The 18,763-nt window shown below is 72.6% G+C and carries 15 protein-coding genes and 2 pseudogenes; 5 read left to right on the top strand and 12 right to left on the bottom strand.

The window, feature by feature from the left end:
• Window positions 1-267 precede the first annotated feature (267 nt).
• Complete coding sequence (locus TU30_RS08530; protein WP_042166713.1) at window positions 268-621, top strand: hypothetical protein; 354 nt, start codon at window positions 268-270, stop codon at window positions 619-621.
• 319 nt (window positions 622-940) lie between these two features.
• A complete protein-coding gene (locus TU30_RS08525; protein WP_234307811.1) occupies window positions 941-2,161 on the top strand; it encodes an acyltransferase in 1,221 nt (406 codons plus the stop codon).
• Between the two features lie 208 nt (window positions 2,162-2,369).
• On the opposite strand, the gene TU30_RS08520 is transcribed toward TU30_RS08525, so the two are convergent.
• The 11 genes and pseudogenes from TU30_RS08520 to TU30_RS08475 all read right to left on the bottom strand — a co-directional run bounded on the left by TU30_RS08520 (window position 2,370) and on the right by TU30_RS08475 (window position 14,145).
• On the bottom strand, window positions 2,370-3,116 hold the full coding sequence (locus tag TU30_RS08520) for an ABC transporter permease (RefSeq protein ID WP_042166711.1): 747 nt from the start codon (window positions 3,114-3,116) through the stop codon (window positions 2,370-2,372).
• Between the two features lie 38 nt (window positions 3,117-3,154).
• Window positions 3,155-3,415: pseudogene (locus tag TU30_RS37015) on the bottom strand (ABC transporter); the annotation flags it as partial.
• Window positions 3,403-4,047 (bottom strand): annotated as a pseudogene (locus TU30_RS08515) (DUF4097 family beta strand repeat-containing protein); the annotation flags it as partial. The pseudogenes TU30_RS08515 and TU30_RS37015, both read right to left, overlap by 13 nt.
• Before the next feature lie 83 nt (window positions 4,048-4,130).
• On the bottom strand, window positions 4,131-4,649 hold the full coding sequence (locus TU30_RS08510; protein WP_042166709.1) for a toxin-antitoxin system HicB family antitoxin: 519 nt from the start codon (window positions 4,647-4,649) through the stop codon (window positions 4,131-4,133).
• Window positions 4,650-4,846: 197 nt separating this feature from the next.
• Entirely contained in the window at window positions 4,847-5,620 is a 774-nt protein-coding gene (locus tag TU30_RS08505) for a sulfite exporter TauE/SafE family protein (RefSeq protein ID WP_176726286.1), read from the bottom strand.
• Window positions 5,621-5,746: 126 nt separating this feature from the next.
• On the bottom strand, window positions 5,747-6,550 hold the full coding sequence (ppk2, locus tag TU30_RS08500) for a polyphosphate kinase 2 (protein ID WP_042166704.1): 804 nt from the start codon (window positions 6,548-6,550) through the stop codon (window positions 5,747-5,749).
• 148 nt (window positions 6,551-6,698) lie between these two features.
• Window positions 6,699-7,334 (bottom strand): vitamin K epoxide reductase family protein, encoded by a 636-nt coding sequence (locus TU30_RS08495; RefSeq protein WP_042166703.1) that lies wholly within the window; start codon window positions 7,332-7,334, stop codon window positions 6,699-6,701.
• Entirely contained in the window at window positions 7,331-8,089 is a 759-nt protein-coding gene (gene narI / locus TU30_RS08490; RefSeq protein WP_042166702.1) for a respiratory nitrate reductase subunit gamma, read from the bottom strand. Before narI ends, TU30_RS08495 begins: the two co-directional genes overlap by 4 nt.
• Window positions 8,086-8,877, bottom strand: coding sequence for a nitrate reductase molybdenum cofactor assembly chaperone (narJ, locus tag TU30_RS08485; RefSeq protein ID WP_042166701.1), 792 nt, complete (start codon window positions 8,875-8,877; stop codon window positions 8,086-8,088). Before narJ ends, narI begins: the two co-directional genes overlap by 4 nt.
• Entirely contained in the window at window positions 8,874-10,442 is a 1,569-nt protein-coding gene (gene narH / locus TU30_RS08480; protein ID WP_042166700.1) for a nitrate reductase subunit beta, read from the bottom strand. Before narH ends, narJ begins: the two co-directional genes overlap by 4 nt.
• Window position 10,443: 1 nt before the next feature.
• A complete protein-coding gene (locus TU30_RS08475; RefSeq protein WP_042166696.1) occupies window positions 10,444-14,145 on the bottom strand; it encodes a nitrate reductase subunit alpha in 3,702 nt (1,233 codons plus the stop codon).
• Between the two features lie 678 nt (window positions 14,146-14,823).
• Here TU30_RS08475 and TU30_RS08470 point away from each other — a divergent pair.
• The 3 genes from TU30_RS08470 (at window position 14,824) to TU30_RS08460 (ending at window position 18,019) form a co-directional block, all read left to right on the top strand.
• Window positions 14,824-15,849 carry a nitroreductase family protein gene (locus TU30_RS08470; protein ID WP_042167116.1) on the top strand — a complete coding sequence of 342 codons (1,026 nt, stop codon included), beginning with the start codon at window positions 14,824-14,826 and terminating at the stop codon, window positions 15,847-15,849.
• Between the two features lie 339 nt (window positions 15,850-16,188).
• Window positions 16,189-17,460: an MFS transporter gene (locus tag TU30_RS08465; protein WP_042166692.1), complete on the top strand. Its 1,272-nt coding sequence runs from the start codon at window positions 16,189-16,191 to the stop codon at window positions 17,458-17,460.
• A gap of 82 nt (window positions 17,461-17,542) precedes the next feature.
• A complete protein-coding gene (locus tag TU30_RS08460; RefSeq protein ID WP_042166691.1) occupies window positions 17,543-18,019 on the top strand; it encodes a hemerythrin domain-containing protein in 477 nt (158 codons plus the stop codon).
• Window positions 18,020-18,217: 198 nt separating this feature from the next.
• Here TU30_RS08460 and TU30_RS08455 read toward each other — a convergent pair.
• On the bottom strand, window positions 18,218-18,763 hold a 546-nt coding region (locus TU30_RS08455), incomplete at its 5' end, for an IS481 family transposase (protein WP_042166689.1).

Here is an 18,763-nt window from a genome sequence, read left to right as displayed (position 1 = left end):
CCACACAGGGGGGGGAGGAGGCCGGCCCGCTTCCGCCCGCACAGCCGAGGAGAGCCCGGTCCTCCGCTGGGTGACGGCCGTGCTTCGCCGCGCGCCCTCGGCGGCCTGCCGCCGGTGCGCCACACCCAACATCACTCATATGCGGACAGCACGCCCAACCGGCGGCGACGGCACGTCGCTCCCGGGACGATCACGCTACAGGGGCCATGGGCCGGGTACTCGCTGTCCCTGACGGAAGCGTGAACCGATCACGGGCGGAAGGCGAACATGAGCGATCAGAACATGGCGGACGACGTCCACCAGCCCACCGGCGGCAATGAGGAGCAGGAGGACGCGTCCCCGCTGGACCTGCAGAACGCCGTGGGCGAGCGGACCTACGACGACATGCTGGACGAGGGCTACTCCCCGCCGGAAGGACCGCTGGGTGTCACCAAAACCGGCACCACGGCGTCCGAGCAGTACGAGGGTGAATCCCTTGACGAGAAGATACGGCAGGAGGTTCCCGACGTGGGAGGACCGGCCGGGGACGGCACCGGCGAACGGCCCGACGAGGGCACACGAGCGGACGGTACCGGCGAACCCGTCGCCGATGACCGGGGCGTCGACGCCGGGGGAACCTGAGGGCCGGCCGCCGGACCGTCCCGGAACGCCGCGGCCGCTCACGCCGGGCCGGCCCGCGGCACACGTCTGACCCGGGCGGAAACCACCCCGTGCGGTGAGGAGGGGCGGCGTCGATCGGGTGGGGGAGGCGAGAAAAAGGTGTGCTCTCCGCCGGGCCTGGGCAGACGCCGCTTTGATGAGCATTCCCCATCCGAGCGCGGCGTACGGGGCCACGGAGCGGAGCCAGGGCACGCGAGCGTCGCCGGCCCGCGTTCCCTCGTCGGCGGAGCGGCGAGGAGGCGGCGGGCGGGGTTTTCCGTCGGCACCGCGGGGCGGGCGGGTGGCAGGGCTGGACGGGTTGCGGGCGGTCGCGGTGGTGTTGGTGATCGTCTATCACGTGGAGCCGGGCGCGGTGCCCGGAGGCGCGGTGGCCGTGGACGTCTTCTTCACGCTCAGCGGCTTTGTCATCACCCGGCTGCTGGTGGCCGAGTACGCGCGAACCGGTCGCATCGGCCTGCGGTCCTTCTACCGTCGGCGCTGGCTGCGACTGGGGCCGGCACTGCTGGTGGTGTGCGCGGTCACCGCTCTGCTGTCGGTGGCGTTCCCCCTGCCGTTGTTCGACGGGGCGTGGACGGCGGCCGTGCTGGCCGCGGCCTCGGTGGTCAATCTCGTCCGGGCCGGGGAACCCGGGCCGTACTCGGACCTCACCGCGGCGCTCAGCCACACCTGGTCCCTGGGGGTGGAGGAACAGTTCTATCTGGTCTGGCCGCTCCTGCTGCTGGTGCTGCTGCGGCGCACCGGGGCGCGGACGGTGCTGGGCTGGGTCGCGGTGCTGTGCGTCCTGCCGGTGCTCTGGCGGACGGTGCTCTGGGATCCCACGGCGGCGCACCGCATCTACAACGGCCCCGACACCCGCGTCGACCAGCTCCTCGTCGGTGCCCTGCTGGCCCTGGTCCTGGCCCGGCTGCGCGCAGACGATCCCCGGCTGGCGCTGTTGCGCCGATGGGCGGGGCGGCTGTGCTGGCCCGCGCTCGCGCTGCTGGGGCTGATCGCCTGGCAGGTCCCGATCACCGGGGCGAGCGCGTGGAACCCCGTGTGGTACACGGTCGGATTCCTGGCCGCCGCCGTTCTGACGGCCGGTGTGGTGGCAGCCATGGAACTGTGTCCCCGGTCGTGGCCCTCCCGTCTGCTGTCGGTCTCCGCGCCGGCATGGGTGGGACGCAACCTCAGCTACGGGATGTACCTGTGGCACTACCCCGTCATCCGGCTGCTCCACGACCTCGGGGTGGAGGGCGGCCGGCTGCTCCCGGCGGGCTTCGCGGTGACGGTCGCGGCGGCCCTCGCCTCGTACCTCCTCGTCGAACGGCCCTTGCTGCGACGTGACCGGCTCCGCGGGAGAGGGCCGAAGCCGGTTGTCGCCGTGGACCGTCCCGCTCGGGACCCCGGGGGGCAGGTGCCCGTGGGTCCCTCTCCCTCCCCCGTGGGCCATGGGCAGCACCGCACTTCCCGTCCCGGCGACCGCCCGCCCCCCAAGCCCTGCCCAGCCCGTTCGGACGGGTGACCGGTCCGTCGGCCCCGGCGCTCGTTCACGCACGAGGTGCTGCGCCTGGAGCGCCCCAGGGGTCCTGGGAGAGGCCCGGGAAGGCCCTGTTCGAGGTCTGCGCCGGGGTGGGCGTCGAGAACGCCGGAGAGGCGGCGTACACCGACGCGGTGTCGGAGTACGCCGCCCCCGGGCAGGTGGGACGAACCGCGGGAGGCCGTCCGCGCGGTCACTTCGGGTCGCGGCCGAACACCGCCTTCGACCAGCGGTGACCGAGGACGGACAGGCCGACGCACCAGGCGATCGCGATCCAGCCGTTGTTGCCGATCTGGGTGCCGAGCAGCAGTCCGCGCAGGGTCTCGATGGCCGGGGTGAAGGGCTGGTACTCGGCGACGGGCCGGAACCAGCACGGCATCGCGCCGACCGGGACGAAGGCGCTGGAGACGAGCGGCAGGAAGATCAGCGGCATCGCGTTGTTGCTGGCTGCCTCGGCGTTCGGGCCGACCAGGCCCATGCCGACCGCGATCCAGGTGAACGCCAGGGCGAACAGCGCGAGCAGCCCGAACGCCGCCAGCCACTCCAGGGCCGTGGCGTCGGTGGACCGGAAGCCGATGGCCACGCCGACGGCACCGACGAGGACCACGCCGACGACCGCCTGCAGCACGCTGCCGGCGACGCGCCCGACGAGCACGGAACCGCGGTGGACCGCCATGGTGCGGAAGCGGGCGACGAGGCCCTCGGTCATGTCCATGGAGATGTACACCGCGGCCCCGATGACGGTGCTGCCGATGGTCATCAGCAGGATGCCCGGGACGATGTAGGCGATGTACTCGGAGCGGTCGGCGCCGCCGCCGATGCCCGCGCTCATCACGCCGCCGAAGACGTAGACGAAGAGCAGCAGCATGATCGGCGTGAGCAGCAGGTTCAGGGTCATGGACGGGTAGCGGCGCGCGTGCAGCAGGTTGCGGCGCAGCATCGTGTTCGAGTCGCGGAGGGCGAGGGAGAGGGTGCTCGTCGGACGTTCTCCTTGGGCTGGTCGGTGACGTCGGCCGGGCCGGTCAGGGCGAAGAACACGTCGTCGAGGTCGGGGGTGTGCACGGTCAGCTCGTCCGCCTCGATGCCGGCCGGGTCCAGCCGGTCGAGGACGGAGCGCAGCTCGCGCTGGCTGCCGCTGCTGGAGATCCGCAGGGCCAGCGCCTCGTCGTCCCGTGTGGCCTCGCGCAGGGCGACGGCGGCCGACCGGTACGCGGCCGGGTCGGTGAAACCGTGCCGCAGGCCACTTCGCCCACGCGCAAGGTGCCGTGGGCGGTGGTGGCGGTGACCGAGTCCTCGGCGCGCCGGATCTCGATGTCGCCGTTGGCGCCCCTCACCCGCAGTTCGCCGGTCGCGGCGCCGACGGTCGTGGTGCCGTGCGAGTTCTTCAGGACGGCGGGGCCGTCGACCGGGCCGACGCGCAGGCTGCCGGAGCTGGTGGTGATCTCGGCCGTGCCCTCGACCCGCTCCACGGTGATCGAGCCGTGCGACGCGGTCAGCTGCAGCGGCCCGGTCGTGTCGAGGCGGACGTCGCCGGACGAGACCTTCACACGGACCTCGCCGAGCCGGCCCTCGCCGAGCACCTGGGCCCAGGCGCCGGTCATGTCGACGCGCGAGCCCGCGGGCAGTTCGACCGTCACGTCGACGGTGCCGGTACGGCCGAGCAGGTTGGGCTTGGGGGGTCCTGACGGTCAGTACGCCGCTCGCGTACGTGACCTCGGTCTGGTCGGCCGCCCGGACGTCCTGGTCCGTTTCGGGGCGCGGGGGTGCACCTCGACGACGGTGTCCGCTCGGTCGCCCGCGGTGAACCGGATGGAACCGGCCTCCACGCGCGCCGTGGCCGAGATCGGTTCGGAAGTGTCGAAAGAAGGCATGGCTGTCCCGTCCTCTTGGGTCTTCGGACCGTCCCCGCTGATGGGGTGGAGTGGCGCGGTGGGGTGGTGCGGGTGGGGCGCAGTCAGCGCACCCAGCCCGTGAAGCTCTGCCCGACGGTCCTGGTCGTCTCCGTCGTGCGTGGCCGGGTGCCGCCGTCGACCGCGGCCGACACGGCGCGCACCAGCCACGCGTTGACCGACAGGCCCTCGTGGGCCGCGGCCTCCTCTGCACGGGCCTTGAGGTGGGCCGGCAGGCGGAGGTTGACGCGGGCGGTGCCGCCCTCGTCGCCGTCGGCCGGGGCCGGTGCCCTGGGCGGTTCCACGGGCGCGGCCGGCTCCGCGGGGGCGCCGTCGTCGGTGGGCGGCGGTGTCACCACGAAGTCGGGGTCGAGCCCGCGCAGCCGTACGTCGACCGAGCCGGGAGCGAGTTCACGGGTGATCTCGTCCATCGCGGCGGAGAGCACGTTGAGCAGGGTCAGTCGGGCCGCCGACCCCAGGGGAGCGGTGAGCCTCTCGGCCAGCTCGCGGGCTTCGTCGCCGCCGGCCTCGGCGGCCACCGCGAGTTCGCGGCGGATGGTGTCGACGTACGGGGTGAGATCCATGGCGTCGTCGTGACATCACGATGGCGCCACACGCAAGCCCGGGTGGCGCTTTGCGGGACGGAGGGTCCGAGTCTGGTGTTCCTGCCTGCGGAAACGTGAAGAGGATGACTCGGTTCGTGGGGGCGCCCTGCCTGCTCGTGAAGCCTTGGAGGCCATGGAGTGGTGCCGGACGGTGTCAAGTGGCGCCATGTGGCGGTTCAGCGCAGGAGCAGTTGGACGATGGCGACGGTACCGACCACGAGGACGAAGGTCCGCAGGATGCGCGGGGAAAGCCGGCGCCCCACCTTCGCGCCGACCTGGCCGCCGATCGCCGAGCCCACGGCGATGAGCAGGACGGCGGTCCACTCGAAGTCGGCGACGAACAGGAAGAACAGGGCCGCGATGCTGTTCACGACGGCGGAGAGGACGTTCTTGACGGCGTTCAGACGCTGGAGGGTGTCGTCGAGCAGCATGCCCATCAGGGAGAGGTAGATGATCCCCTGGGCCGCCGTGAAGTAGCCGCCGTAGACGCTGGCGAGCAGGAGCCCGCCGAAGAGGACGGGGCCGCCGTCGGCCTTGGCGGCCGTGCCCGTGCGCGCACGGCGGCGCTGGACGCGGGCGGAGATACGGGGCTGGAGCACGACGAGGACCAGCGCGAGCGCGACCAGCACGGGGACGATCGTCTCGAAGGCGGTCGCGGGGAGCGTGAGCAGCAGCATCGCCCCGGCGAGTCCGCCGACCACCGAGGCCGCGCCGAGCCGCAGGACGAGACGGCGCCGGCCCCTGAGTTCCGCCCGGTAGCCTATGGCGCCGCTGACCGAACCGGGGATCAGCCCGAGGGCGTTGGACACGGTGGCGGTCACCGGGGGCAGCCCGGTGGCGAGCAGGACGGGAAACGTGATCAGCGTGCCCGAGCCGACGATGGTGTTGATGGTGCCGGCGCCGATTCCGGCGGCGAAGACCGCCAGCGCCTCCCAGAGGGACAAGGCCATCTCCTTCGAGGTCCGGTGGGTCGCCTCCCCGTCATGAAGGTCGAGGGGCTGGCACCGATCATGCACGAAGAGGGTGAAGGCCCGGACAGCCGGGGGCGTCACCCGGTCACGTCGTCCGGTCCCGGGTCAGAGCCCGGCCGTGTGGTCCGGGACGTACGTCTGGAGGTCGCGGGGCGGGCGCTGGTAGCCGGTGGACGGCGGACGCTCCGGCAGCTCGATGACCGGCGGCTCCACCTCCTGGTAGGGCACCGTGCCCAGCAGGTGGGCGATCATGTTCAGTCGCGCGCGGCGCTTGTCGTCGCTCTCCACGATGTACCACGGCACCTCGGCGATGTCGGTGTGCACCAGCATCGCGTCCTTGGCCCGGGAGTACGCCTCCCAGCGGTTGATCGACTCGAGGTCCATCGGCGACAGCTTCCAGCGGCGCAGCGGATCCTCCAGCCGCTTGCGGAACCGTGCCTCCTGCTCGGTGTCGCTCACCGAGAACCAGTACTTGCGCAGCAGGATCCCGTCCTCCACCAGCATCCGCTCGAAGATCGGGCACTGGCGCAGAAAGCGCTGGTACTCCTCCTTCGTGCAGAAGTCCATGACCCGCTCGACGCCGGCGCGGTTGTACCAGGAGCGGTCGAACAGCACGATCTCGCCGGCGGCCGGCAGGTGCTCGACATAGCGCTGGAAGTACCACTGGGTGCGCTGGCGCTCGGTCGGCCTGGGCAGGGCCGCGATGCGTGCCACGCGCGGGTTGAGGTGCTCCGTGACCCGCTTGATGGTGCCGCCCTTGCCCGCGGCGTCCCGGCCCTCGAAGACGACGACCAGCCGGGCCCCCTCCGCCCGCACCCACTCCTGGAGCTTCACCAGCTCCGTCTGCAGCCGCAGCAGCTCGCTCTCGTACGCCGCACGGGACAGCTTCGTCACCTTCTTGCCGGCCATGCCGCCGCCTCCACCACCCGGTGACCCGCGCCATCGGCGGTCGGGCCACTCTCTCCAGGGTCTCCAAGGTCGAACACCCGGACGTCACCGTACTGATCGGCGGGGATCCGCGCATCCGGCCCGGTGACGGACCGGGGGAGTCCGAGCACTACGGCAAGGTGCTCCGGTACGGCCGGAAGCGGGTGGGGACGAGTACGGCGACCACGCCGTACCAGGCGCCCGGCAGCATCCGGTGCGTGTCCCGGACGACCTCCCGCACCAGCCGGGGCGCCGGGACGAGGCCCCGGTCCAGGCAGTGCACGGCGACGTACCGGAACAGGGCGATGGTGACGACCCAGGCCACGGCACAGGAGGGACGGAGCTTGTCGAGTTCGTGCAGTGACTGAGCGGTCGGCCAGTGGACGAAGACCACGCCGGCCGCCGCCCCGGTGCCCCGCGCGAGCCACCGTGCCCGGTGGAAGCGGGTGCCGGTGAGGGCGGCGACGCCCAGGGCGGCCACGGCGGCGAACGCGCCCCGTCCGAGCAGCATGACGGGAAAGCCGAACAGGCTCTTCTGCGGACCGGACATGACACTGCCGCAGCCGACGACCGGGCTGATGCCGCACGCCGGCACGTACGACGGATCCGTCGGCGTCCGCCAGTCGTCCACGGTGAGCCGGAACGAGGCGGGCCGGCCGACGGTCCCGGTGACCGGCATGTCCCCGCTGGCCCGCCGGCCCGCGCCGGTCGGGCGGGCCGGGCCGGCGGACACCGCCGGAGGAGCGGTGTCCGGTTCGCGGCTCACGCCGCACGCCCGGAGGGGCGGGTACGGGACCGCCGCCGGGTGCCCGGCGCGGCGGCGGCAACCGGGCGGCCGGTGCGGCGGCGGTAGACCACGTACGGGCGGATGAGGTAGCCGATCGGCGCGCTCCACACGTGCACCAGGCGGGTGAACGGCCAGGCCGCGAAGAGCAGGCAGGCGGTCAGGGCGTGCAGCTGGAAGAGCAGCGGGGCGCCGGAGATCGCCTCGGGCTTCGGGGTGAGAGCGAACAGGCCGCGGAACCAGACGGAGAGGGTGGAGCGGTAGTCGTAGCCCTCTCCGAGGACGTTGTGCGCGGCGGTGGCGGCGATGCCGAGCAGGACGGTCGCCGCGAGCAGCGGGAAGAGAACCTTGTCACTGCGGTCGGTGGTGGGGCGGATCCGCGGGGCCAGCAACCGCCGGGCGGACAGCATGCCCAGCCCGACGACCATGGCGACGCCGGCCACCGAACCCGCCCACACGGCGACGTTGTGGTAGGTGTGCTCGTCGATGCCGACGGCCTCGGTCCACGACGCCGGGACGGCGAGCCCCACGACGTGCCCGCCGATCACCATGAACGCGCCGAGGTGGAAGAGCGGGCTGCCCCAGCGCAGCCAGCGGTGCTCCAGGAGCTGGCTGGTGCGCGAGGTCCAGCCGAACTGGTCCTGCCGGTAGCGCCAGACGTGGCCGACGGCGAACACGGCGAAGCAGACGTAGGGGACGGCGACCCACAGGAGGAGGTCGGCTGCGGAGGCGTTCATCGCGAACCTTCGGGACGGCGGGGCGGGACGGGCGGGACCTGGACGGGCGGCGACGGCACCGGCGGCACGAACGTGGGGTCGGCCTGCGCGGGCGGGACGAGCGCGTCCGGCGGCGCGAACTCCCCGGCCCCGTAAGGGTCGAGGCCCACGTCCTCGTCGGGTGGGCCCTGGGCGGCGAGTTCGGCCACCGCCCGCAGGTCGGCCCCGGTGGGCGGCGGGAGCAGGGTGAGCAGCGCGGCCAGCACGTGCCGGTAGGGCGAGTCCGAGTCGGTCAGCGCGTGGTGGATCAGTTCCAGGCCGCGGCGGTGCTGCCGCAGCGGTGCCTCGCCGGCACCCGGCCCGGCGAGCGAGGCGAACTCCAGGACGACGGGGAGGTGGTCGGGGAGTTCGCCGCCGTCGGTGTCCCAGCCCGCCGCACGGAACCGCTGGGCCAGCGTCAGCAGGGCCATGCCCCGGCGGCGGGTGTCGCCGTGCAGGTAGTAGGTGAGATAGAGGCTGCTCCTGCGGCGCAGGTCGAAGGTCTCGACGTAGTGCCGCTGGAGAGCGTCCGGCTCCTGGCCGGTGAACCAGGCGGTGAACTCGGCCAGGCGCTCGGCGGCGGGCGACGGCTCCAGCGCCTCGACGGTGGCGGCGAGCACCCGCCGGGCGGCGGCGAGCTCGGCGTCCGGGTACTGCAGCAGCAGCGACACCAGCCGCAGCAGCAGGGCTCGTTGCTCCGTCTCCTCGGGCGTCATCGGCGCGGGGCGGCGGCGGGCGGAGGGACGGATCAGGGCGCGCAGCGGGGTCACGGACGGCCTCCGGCGGGAGCATCGGTGGTGCGGCGTCGCAGGGAGGGGATACCGAGCATGACGCGGCGGCCTTCACCGGCCTTTGCCTCGCCCGGGGTCTCCACGGGGCAGCGGTCCTCCACGGCGGAGATCGCCGCCGCGTCCTCCTTGTGGGCGGCGGGAACGACGTAGCGGTCCCCGTACTTGGCGACGGCCAGCAGCCGGTGCAGGTCCTGTGCCTCCCGTGCGGTGAGTCCCACGGCCTTCAGCGCACCCTCGTCGCCCTCCTCACCGAGGGTGCGCTCACGCATGTACGAGCGCAGCGCGGTGAGCTTCATCAGCACCCCGGCGACGACATCGGTGTCCCCGGCGGTGAACAGTTCCGCCAGATACTCCAGCGGGATGCGCAGCCGGGTGACGGCGGCGAAGACGTGGTCGGGGTCGTCCTGGTTGCCGCCGGCCGCGTCGACCGCGTCGAGCACGGGAGAGAGCGGAGGCACGTACCAGACCATCGGCAGGGTGCGGTACTCCGGGTGCAGCGGCAGCGCCACCCTGTACTTCGACACCAGCGCGTGCACCGGGGAGCGCCGGGCCGCGTCCAGCCAGTCCTCGGGGATGCCGGACGCGCGGGCTGCCGCGATCACCCCGGGGTCGGACGGGTCGAGGAAGACGTCGCGCTGGGCATCCAGCAGGTCCCTCCCGTCCGGGGTGGCCGCCGCCTCACCGACACGGTCGGCGTCGTACAGGACCAGGCCGAGGTAGCGCAGCCGGCCGACGCAGGTCTCGGAGCAGACGGTGGGCTGGCCGGCCTCGATGCGCGGGAAGCAGAAGGTGCACTTCTCGGCCTTGCCGGTGGCGTGGTTGACGTACACCTTCTTGTACGGGCACGCCGTCACGCACATCCGCCAGCCGCGGCACTTGTCCTGGTCGACCAGGACGATGCCGTCCTCCACCCGCTTGTACATGGCGCCCGACGGGCAGGCGGAGACGCAGGCGGGGTTGAGGCAGTGCTCGCACAGCCGGGGCAGGTGGAAGAGGAAGGTCTGCTCGAACTCGAACTTGACCTTCTCGGCCCACTCGCCCGACAGGTTGGGGTCGGCGCCGGCGTTCTGAGGGGCACCGCCGAGTCCGTCCTCCCAGTTGGCCCCCCAGGTGATCTCGGTGGGCTTGCCGGTGAGGACCGAGCGGGGCCGGGCGACGGGCATGTCGGGCCCGGCGGGGGCGGTGATCAGGTTGTCGTAGTCGTAGGTGACCGGCTCGTAGTAGTCCTCGATGGACGGCAGGTCGGGGTTGGAGAACAGCGACAGCAGCCGCTTGACCCGGCCGCCGGAGCGCAGCACCAGCCGACCGCGCCTGTCGAGCATCCAGCCGCCCTTCCACTGCTCCTGGTCCTCGTAGCGGCGGGGGTAACCGACACCGGGCTTGGTCTCGACGTTGTTGAACCAGGCGTACTCGACGCCGGTGCGGTTGGTCCACGTCTGCTTGCAGGTGACCGAGCAGGTGTGGCACCCGATGCACTTGTCGAGGTTCATCACCATCGCGACCTGGGCCATCACTCGTCCGACGGTGGCTTCGCCACGGGGCATGTCAGTACTCCACTTGCTGGCTGCGGCGGCGAATGACGGTGACCTCGTCGCGCTGGTTTCCGGTCGGGCCGTAGTAGTTGAAGGCGTAGGTGAACTGCGCGTAGCCGCCGGCGAGATGGGTCGGCTTGAGCAGCAGCCGGGTCAAGGAGTTGTGGATGCCGCCGCGCTTGCCGCTGACCTCGGTCCTGGGCACGTTCACGTTGCGGTCCTGGGCGTGGTACATGTACACGGTGCCCTCGGGCATCCGGTGGGTGACCACGGCCCGGCAGGCGACGACGCCGTTGCGGTTGTACGCCTCGATCCACTCGTTGTCCTTGACGCCGATCTTCTCGGCGTCCTGGAGGGACATCCAGATCGTGGGGCCGCCGCGGGACAGGTCGAGCATGTACTTGTTGTCCTGGTAGTTGGAGTGGATGGACCACTTCGAGTGCGGGGTCAGGTAGCGGACCGTGACCTCGGCCCGGCCGTCCTGGCGCAGGTGCTCGTCGCCGTAGTGCCGCGGTGTGTTCAGGGGGGGCCGGTAGACGGGCAGTTGCTCGCCGAGTTCGGTCATCCAGTCGTGCTGGACGAAGAAGTGCTGGCGTCCGGTGAGGGTGTGCCAGGGCTTCTTGTGCTCGGTGTTGATGACGAAGGGGGAGTAGCGGCGTCCGCCGGTCTCCGAGCCCGACCACTCGTACGAGGTGATGACGGAGCGCGGCTGGGTGCGGGTGTCGGCGAAGGTGATCCGCTCGGCCTCGCGCTCGGCGGACAGCTCCACCAGGCCCGTGCTGCCGGTCTGCCGCTCCAGTTCGCGGAAGCCCACGGTGGCCAGACGCCCGTTGGTGGTGCCGGACAGGGCCAGGATGGCCTCGCACATGTCGGAGGCGGTGGCCAGCGACGGCCGACCGGCGGCCACTCCGTCACGGACGGTGCCGCAGCGGCGGCGCAGCTCGTCGACCTCCTGGTCGGGGTGGACGGTGACCCCCTTGGTGGTGGTACCCAGGGTGTCGAGCAGCGGGCCGACGGCGCGCATCTTCTGCGCGATCGCGGTGTAGTCCCGCTCGACGACGGCCAGCTTGGGCATGGTGCGGCCGGGGACCGGTTCGCACTCCCCGGCCCTCCAGTCCCGGACCACCCCGCCGGGCTGGGCCAGTTCGTCGGGGGTGTCGTGCAGCAGCGGCACCGGCAGGACGTCGGTGCGGGTGCCGAGGTGTTCGGCGGCCAGGTCGCTGAACCGGTCGGCGAGGGTGAGGAAGCTGTCGTAGTCGGTGCGGGCCTGCCAGGGCGGCGCGATGGCCGGGGTGAAGGCGTGCACGAAGGGATGCATGTCCGTGCTGGACAGGTCGTCCTTCTCGTACCAGGTGGCGGCCGGCAGGACCACGTCGGAGAGCAGGCCGGTGGAGGTCATCCGGAAGTCCATGGTGACCAGGAGGTCGAGCTTGCCCTCGGGTGCCTCGTCGTGCCACACCACCTCCTTCGGACGCCCCTCGGGCGGGGTCTCCTCGGAGCGGACGGCCGCGTCCGTGCCCAGCAGGTGGCGCAGGAAGTACTCGTTGCCCTTGCCGGAGGAGCCCAGCAGGTTGGCCCGCCACACGGTCAGGACACGGGGGAAGTTGGCCGGGTCGTCGGGGTCCTCGGCGGCGAACCGCAGCCGCCCCGACTTCAGCTCGTCCACGATGTGCTCGGCGACCGGCCGGTCCGCTGCCCTCGCCTCGTCCGTCAGGTCGAGCGGGTTGCGGTTGAAACCCGGATGCCCCGGCGTCCAGCCCAGCCGCACCGCCTGCGCCAGGCAGTCGGCGAACGCCTTCCCCTTGAACCGACCCTCACCCAGCGGGGAGGCCAGCTCGTCGGGCCCGAACGCCTCGTAGCGCCACTGGTCGGAGTTCAGGTACCAGTACGACGTGCCCGCCATGTGCCGGGTGGGCCGCTGCCAGTCGAACGCGAAGGCCAGGTGCTGCAACCCGGTCACCGGGCGGACCTTCTCCTGGCCGACGTAGTGCGCCCAGCCGCCGCCGTTGACGCCCTGGCAGCCGGTCATGGTCGTCAGCGCCAGGAAGGCCCGGTAGATGGTGTCGGAATGGAACCAGTGGTTGGTGCCCGCCCCGAGAGCGATCATCGAACGGCCCTTGGTGCGCTCGGCGTTGCGGGCGAACTCGCGGGCGATCCGGGCCGCCTGCTCGGCGGGGACGGAGGTGATCGTCTCCTGCCAGGCCGGGGTGTACGGCTGGTCCGCGTCCTCGTACGAGGACGGCCAGTGGCCCGGCAGACCGGGCCGCTCGACCCCGTACTGGGCGAGCATCAGGTCGAAGACGGTCGTGACCCGGCGCCCGCCGACCCGGCGCACGGGGACGCCGCGGACCATGCTGCCGCCGCCCTCGGTGGCGCCCTCGTCGAAGCGCGGCAGTGCGACCGTCGCCGTCTCCTCGGCCCGCTCCAGCAGGCTCAGACCGGGCACCACGTCGCCCAGGTCGAGGTTCCAGCGGCCCTGCTCGGCCTTGGCCCAGCGGAAACCCAGCGAGCCGCCCGGGACCACGGGTTCACCCGTCGCCGCGTCCAGCAGGACGGTCTTGGAGTCGGCGTTCTCCACCTCGTGACCGAGGTCGGCGGCGGTCAGGAACCCGTCCGGGACGAGACCGCCCTCCGGGTGCTCGCGCAGGGTGACCAGGAACGGCGCGTCGGTGAACGTGCGCAGGTAGTCCTGGAAGTAGGGCACCTCGCGGTCGACCAGGAACTCGCGCAGGACCACGTGGCCCATGGCCATCGCCAGTGCCCCGTCGGTGCCCGGGTGCGGGGCGAGCCACTCGTCGGCGTGCTTGACGTTGTCGGCGTAGTCCGGGCTGACGGCGACGACCTTGGTGCCGTTGTAGCGGGTCTCGGTCAGGAAGTGCGCGTCGGGTGTGCGGGTGACGGGGATGTTGGAACCCCACATGATCAGGTAACCGGCGTTCCACCAGTCGGCGGCCTCCGGCACGTCCGTCTGGTCGCCGAACACCTGCGGCGAGGCGATGGGCAGGTCGGCGTACCAGTCGTAGAACGACAGCAGAGTGCCGCCGATCAGCGAGTGGTACCGGGCCCCGGCCGCGAAGGACGCCATCGACATCGCCGGGATCGGCGAGAAGCCCGCGACGCGGTCGGGGCCGTACGCCTTGACGGTGTGCACCTGGGCGGCGGCGACCAGCTCGGCGACCTCGTCCCAGTCGGCGCGCACCAGACCGCCCTTGCCGCGGGCCCGCTTGTAGGCCCGCGCCTTCGACGGATCACCGGTGATCTCCGCCCACGCCGCCACCGGATCACCGAGTCGCTTCCGCGCCTCGCGCCACGGTTTCAGCAGTGCGCCGCGCACGTACGGGTAACGGACCCGGCTCGGCGAGTAGGTGTACCAGGAGAACGACGCCCCGCGCGGGCAGCCGCGCGGCTCGTACTCGGGGCAGTCCGTGCCGATCGACGGGTAGTCGGTGGCCTGGTGCTCCCAGGTGATGATGCCGTCCTTGACGTACACCATCCACGAGCAGGACCCCGTGCAGTTGACGCCGTGGGTGGAGCGCACCACCTTGTCGTGCGACCACCGGTCCCGGTAGAAGCCCTCCCACCGCGGGTCGCCCTCGCCGAACACGGCACGGCCGTCGGCCGACACCTCCCGGCGGGTCAGCAGCCGACGGGTCGCCAACGGCCAGTCACGGGCGGCACGTGACCGATGCGGCCCTGCGTTTCGATCGTTCTCCATGGTCACGAACGCTAGGCCGCGCGCACCTCGGCCACCTGGGCCCGGAGGGCCCCACCGGGGGACCGTACGGCCCTCGGAGCACACCCGGGACAGGGACCAACGGCCCTGCCGGCGAAGACCCGTGGCCGCCCTGCCGGCCGAGGCGGCGGGTGGATGCTGACGGCGACCGATCCGGAGGTGTCCCGTGCACGACCACATCGACCGTCCCAGGCCGGGTTCCGGAGGGCGATTCCACCGCTGTCGCCCGCGACGCCGGGCGCGCACGGTCCGGCGAGGCCACGGTCCGGCCGCCCGCCTCGTCTGCCCCGACTCCAGGGCGGCCGGACGCAGTGCTCGGGGCGGCCCGGAACCCCGGGTGCGGGGAGGGGACGCACCGTGAGCGGGCACCCGGTGGGCACCGCGGTCCGGGCCGCGACCCGCCGCCGGGGAGCGGCCGTTCACCGTCATCCGGGAGACCACCCGGGCCTGTCCTCCGGCCTGCCTCCACTGCCGTGCCGAGGCCGTGCCCGACCGCGACCCGCGGGAGCCGGACACCGCCGCCCGCCGCCCGACCAGGCCGTACGGCCCGCGTTGTGGGGCCGGTCAACCCTCCTCCCGGGGCGGTTCTCCGGCACAGGGTTGACCCAGGAGAGGGAGAGTTTTCCCGAGGATCCGTTGTGAAGGAGCCGTGATGCCATGATGCAGACCCGGGAACTCGACGCCGCAGCCGTGCACGCCCTGCTGGCCGCAGCCGTGGCGGCCCCGTCGATCCACAACACGCAGCCCTGGCGGTTCGGCCTGGACCCGGACAGCGGGACGGTCCAGGTCCGGGCCGACCGCCGGCGCCGGCTGCCGGCCGCGGACCCCCTGCGACGCGCCCAGCACATGTCGGTGGGCGCGGCCGTGTTCAACCTCCGGGTGGCCGCGGAACACCTCGGCTGGGTTCCCGTCGTCCGGCTGCGCCCCGCCGCGGACGATCCGGACCTGCTGGCCACGGTGCAACTCACCGCCCCCACCACGGACGTACAGCTCTCCCTGCGCGAGCTGTACGAGGCGGTCGAACGCCGCCACACCAGCAGGATGCCGTTCACCGGCCGCCCGGTGCCGGACCCGGTCGTGACCGAGATGACCGGCGCGGCCCGCGCCGAGGGGGCCCACCTGGACGTCCCCGACATCATGGGCACCCGACGCCTGCTGCACCTGACGGAGGCCGCCGAGATCCGCAACGCCACCGACCCGGCCAGCACCGACGAAATGCGCACCTGGGTCACGCCCCCGGGGGAACGCACCCCCTACGGCATCCCCCTGACCGCCCTGGGACCGCAGGACGCGTCCGGCAGGATGCCGGTGCGCGACTTCACCGGCGTGCTGCCCGTGCCGAGACTCCCGGCCGTACGGTTCGAACGCCATGCGCAGGTCGCCCTGCTGTGGACCTCCCACGACCGGCCGGAGGACTGGCTGAGGGCGGGGCAGGCCCTGGAACGTGTCCTGCTCACGGCGACCCGGCGCGGAGTGCGCACCTCGATGCTGCACCAGGCCATGGAGTGGCCGGACCTGCGGGCGGCCATGGCGGGAACGAGAGAGCGGTGCCGCCCGCAGCTGCTGATCCGCTTCGGTTACGGCACCGGCCCGGGCATCGGCGGCGGCCGCACACCGCGCGCGTCGGCCCACCCGGTTTCCGGCACCGGCCCGGATCCCGGCCCGGATCCCGGGCAGGGGCACTGACCGGCACCTGCGCAGGTCCGTTCGGCCCTGTGCAGGTCTCACGTCCGCGCCGCCCGGTCCACCAACGGCCGTGACCGGTCACGGCCGTTGTTTCACGGACCACCCCGGAGGGAACTGGTGGGCGCATCGGTGCAGGGACGCCGGACGCGGGACGACGGGACGACCGGGCCCGACCGGAGGGACCCTCTGCCGGGACGGCAGGGACCCATGGTCCCTGGGGACGCAGGGCTCCGTCCCCGGACAGTGGTTCCCGGGGCTCCGGCCCGCAGGCGAAGGGCCTGCGGGCTCCGTGCGACCCCGGTGCCCCGGCACCACCGTGAGAGGGAAGGGACGGACAGCATGGTCCAGCCGTCGAAGTCGAAGAACGGCAGCCCGCCGTCGGGCGCCCCGGTGTCCGGCCGGGCCTGGCTGATGCTGGCTCTGGCCACCGTCGGTTTCGCCGTCAACTTCTGGGCGTGGGCCCTGCTCAGCCCGCTCGCCCCGCGCTTCCAGGACAGCCTCGACCTGACGTCGTTCGAGCAGTCGCTGCTCGTCGCGGTACCGGTCGTGGTCGGCTCCCTGGGACGCATCCCGGTCGGCGCGCTCACCGACCGGTTCGGCGGCCGCGTGATGTTCCCGATCGTCTCGGCGACCACCATCGTGCCCGTTCTTCATCTGGGCCTGGCCGGGCACTCCTCCCTTGCCGCGCTGCTGATCGGCGGCTTCTTCCTCGGCATCGGCGGCACCGCCTTCGCCGTCGGGGTGCCGTTCGTCAACGCCTGGTTCCCGCCCGAGCGGCGCGGCCTGGCCATCGGCGTCTTCGGCGCCGGCATGGGCGGCACCGCCATCAGCGCCCTCACCACCGTGAAGCTGGTCGACGCGAGCAGCATGGAGACACCGTTCCTGATCACCGCCGCGGTGCTGGCCGCGTACGCCGTGATCGCCTGGCTGCTGATGCGGGACGCCCCGGGCCGCACCGTCCCGACCGAGCCGCCGGCCCGCCGCCTGGCCGGCACCATGAGGCTCGGCATCACCTGGCAGGCGTCCGCGCTCTACGCGGTCGCGTTCGGCGGCTATGTCGCCTTCTCCGTCTACCTGCCGGTGTACCTCAAGACCGGTTACGACCTCACCCAGGCCGACGCCGCCAACCGCATGGCCGGGTTCGTCCTGCTCGCGGTGGCGATGCGCCCGATGGGCGGCTGGCTGTCCGACCGGCTGGGCACGGTCCGGGTGCTGGCCGGCTCCCTCGCCGTGGTCGTGGCCGGTGCGCTCGTCCAGTCGTTCACCCCGCCGCTGGCGCCGGCCGGGACCCTCGCCTTCCTGGCCATGGCGGCCGCGCTCGGAGCGGGCAGCGGGGCGACCTTCGCCCTGGTGGCACAGCTGACACCGGCCAGCCAGGTCGGCTCCGTCACGGGCGTCGTCGGCGCCGCCGGAGGCCTCGGCGGCTTCCTGCCGCCGCTGGTGATGGGCTCCCTGTACGGCGCCTACGGGACGTACGCCGCAGGCCTGGTGCTGCTCGCGGTCGTGTCCGCCGCCGCGCTGGCCTACACCCTCACCGGTGTCCGCGCCGCGGCCGAGGGGCACCGGGACAAGCCGCCGGCCGGGAGCCGCCACGCCAGGTCCGCCGCATAGGAAGCGGACCCCGGCGGACCCCGACCTCACGGATCCGCCGAAGCCGTCGCCAGGACCGAGGAAGAGGCAGAGGAGAAGACCCGTGTGCGAGTACTGCGGCTGCCAGTCCCTGGCGTCGATCGACGAGCTGACGCGTGAGCACGACGAGGTCGTCCGCCTCATCAGCCACCTGCGCCCCGCCCACGAGGCCGGCGACGTGCCCCGGATGACACGGGTGGCCCGGGAGATCGAGGCCGTGCTGGGCCCGCACACCCGGGTGGAGGAGCGCGGCCTGTTTCCCTCCATGGCCGAGGACTTCCCCGAGCAGATCGCCGCCCTGGAGGCGGAACACCGGCACGTCGACGAGGTGCTGGCCCAGGCCGCCGACGGGGGCACCGCCGGCGACCCGGCCTGGCCGGACCGGCTGATGGAAGCGATGGCGGTACTGCGCGACCACATCCTCAAGGAACAGGACGGCGTCTTCCCGGCCGCGCTCGCGACCCTCGGCACCGAGCAGTGGGCAGCCCTCGACGCGGTGCGCGAGCAGGAGGGCGGCGTCCTGCCCCGACCTGTCGGCTGACCCCGGCCGGTTCGGTCCGCGGGGTACGGGCACCCCGTGTCCCGCACCGCAGTCCCCACCCACCGCACCGCGGTTCCCCCGCGTCGGGTCACCGCCCGCCGGTCCCGCCGCCCTGCGGGCTGCCCCGCACACGGGCGGACTTCACCGTGTCGCCCGCGGTTTCCGGTGTGGTTGTTGACCCGGGGGTGGGAGGGGGACCTAGATGTATTGCCCTGTGAGGTTGGGGACGCGGCTGGCGGGTGGTTGGCCCTTCAGCGCGGTGTGTCCGCGGTGGTGATTGTAGGTGTGCAGCCACTGCGGGAACGCTTCGCGGCGCTCGGCTTCTGACCGGTAGGGGCGGGCGTAGGCCCATTCGTCGAGGAGGGTGCGGTTGAAGCGTTCGACCTTGCCGTTGGTCTGCGGGCGGTAGGGCCGGGTGCGTTTGTGGGTGATCCCGGCCGCGGTGAGCAGGTCGCGCCAGTCGCGTGAGCGGTAGCAGGAGCCGTTGTCGGTCAGCACGCGCTCGACGGTGATCCCGCACTCGGTGAAGAACGCCTGGGCCCGGGTCCAAAAGCCGGTGGCGGTCTCCTTCTTCTCGTCTGTATGGATCTCGCTGTAGGCGAGGCGGGAGTGGTCGTCGACGGCGGTGTGCAGGTAGCTGTAACCGGCGTTCTTGCGGTTCTTGCGGCCTGCTTGCCGGCCCAGGACCTTGTGTCCGCCGCCGTCGGGGATGTTGCCCAGCTTCTTGATGTCGACGTGCACCAG

The sequence above is a fragment of the Streptomyces sp. NBRC 110035 genome, assembly GCF_000829695.1.
Lineage (GTDB): Bacteria > Actinomycetota > Actinomycetes > Streptomycetales > Streptomycetaceae > Streptomyces.
Note: the sequence above shows the minus strand (reverse complement) of the source record. Positions and strands in the feature narration are given on the sequence as shown.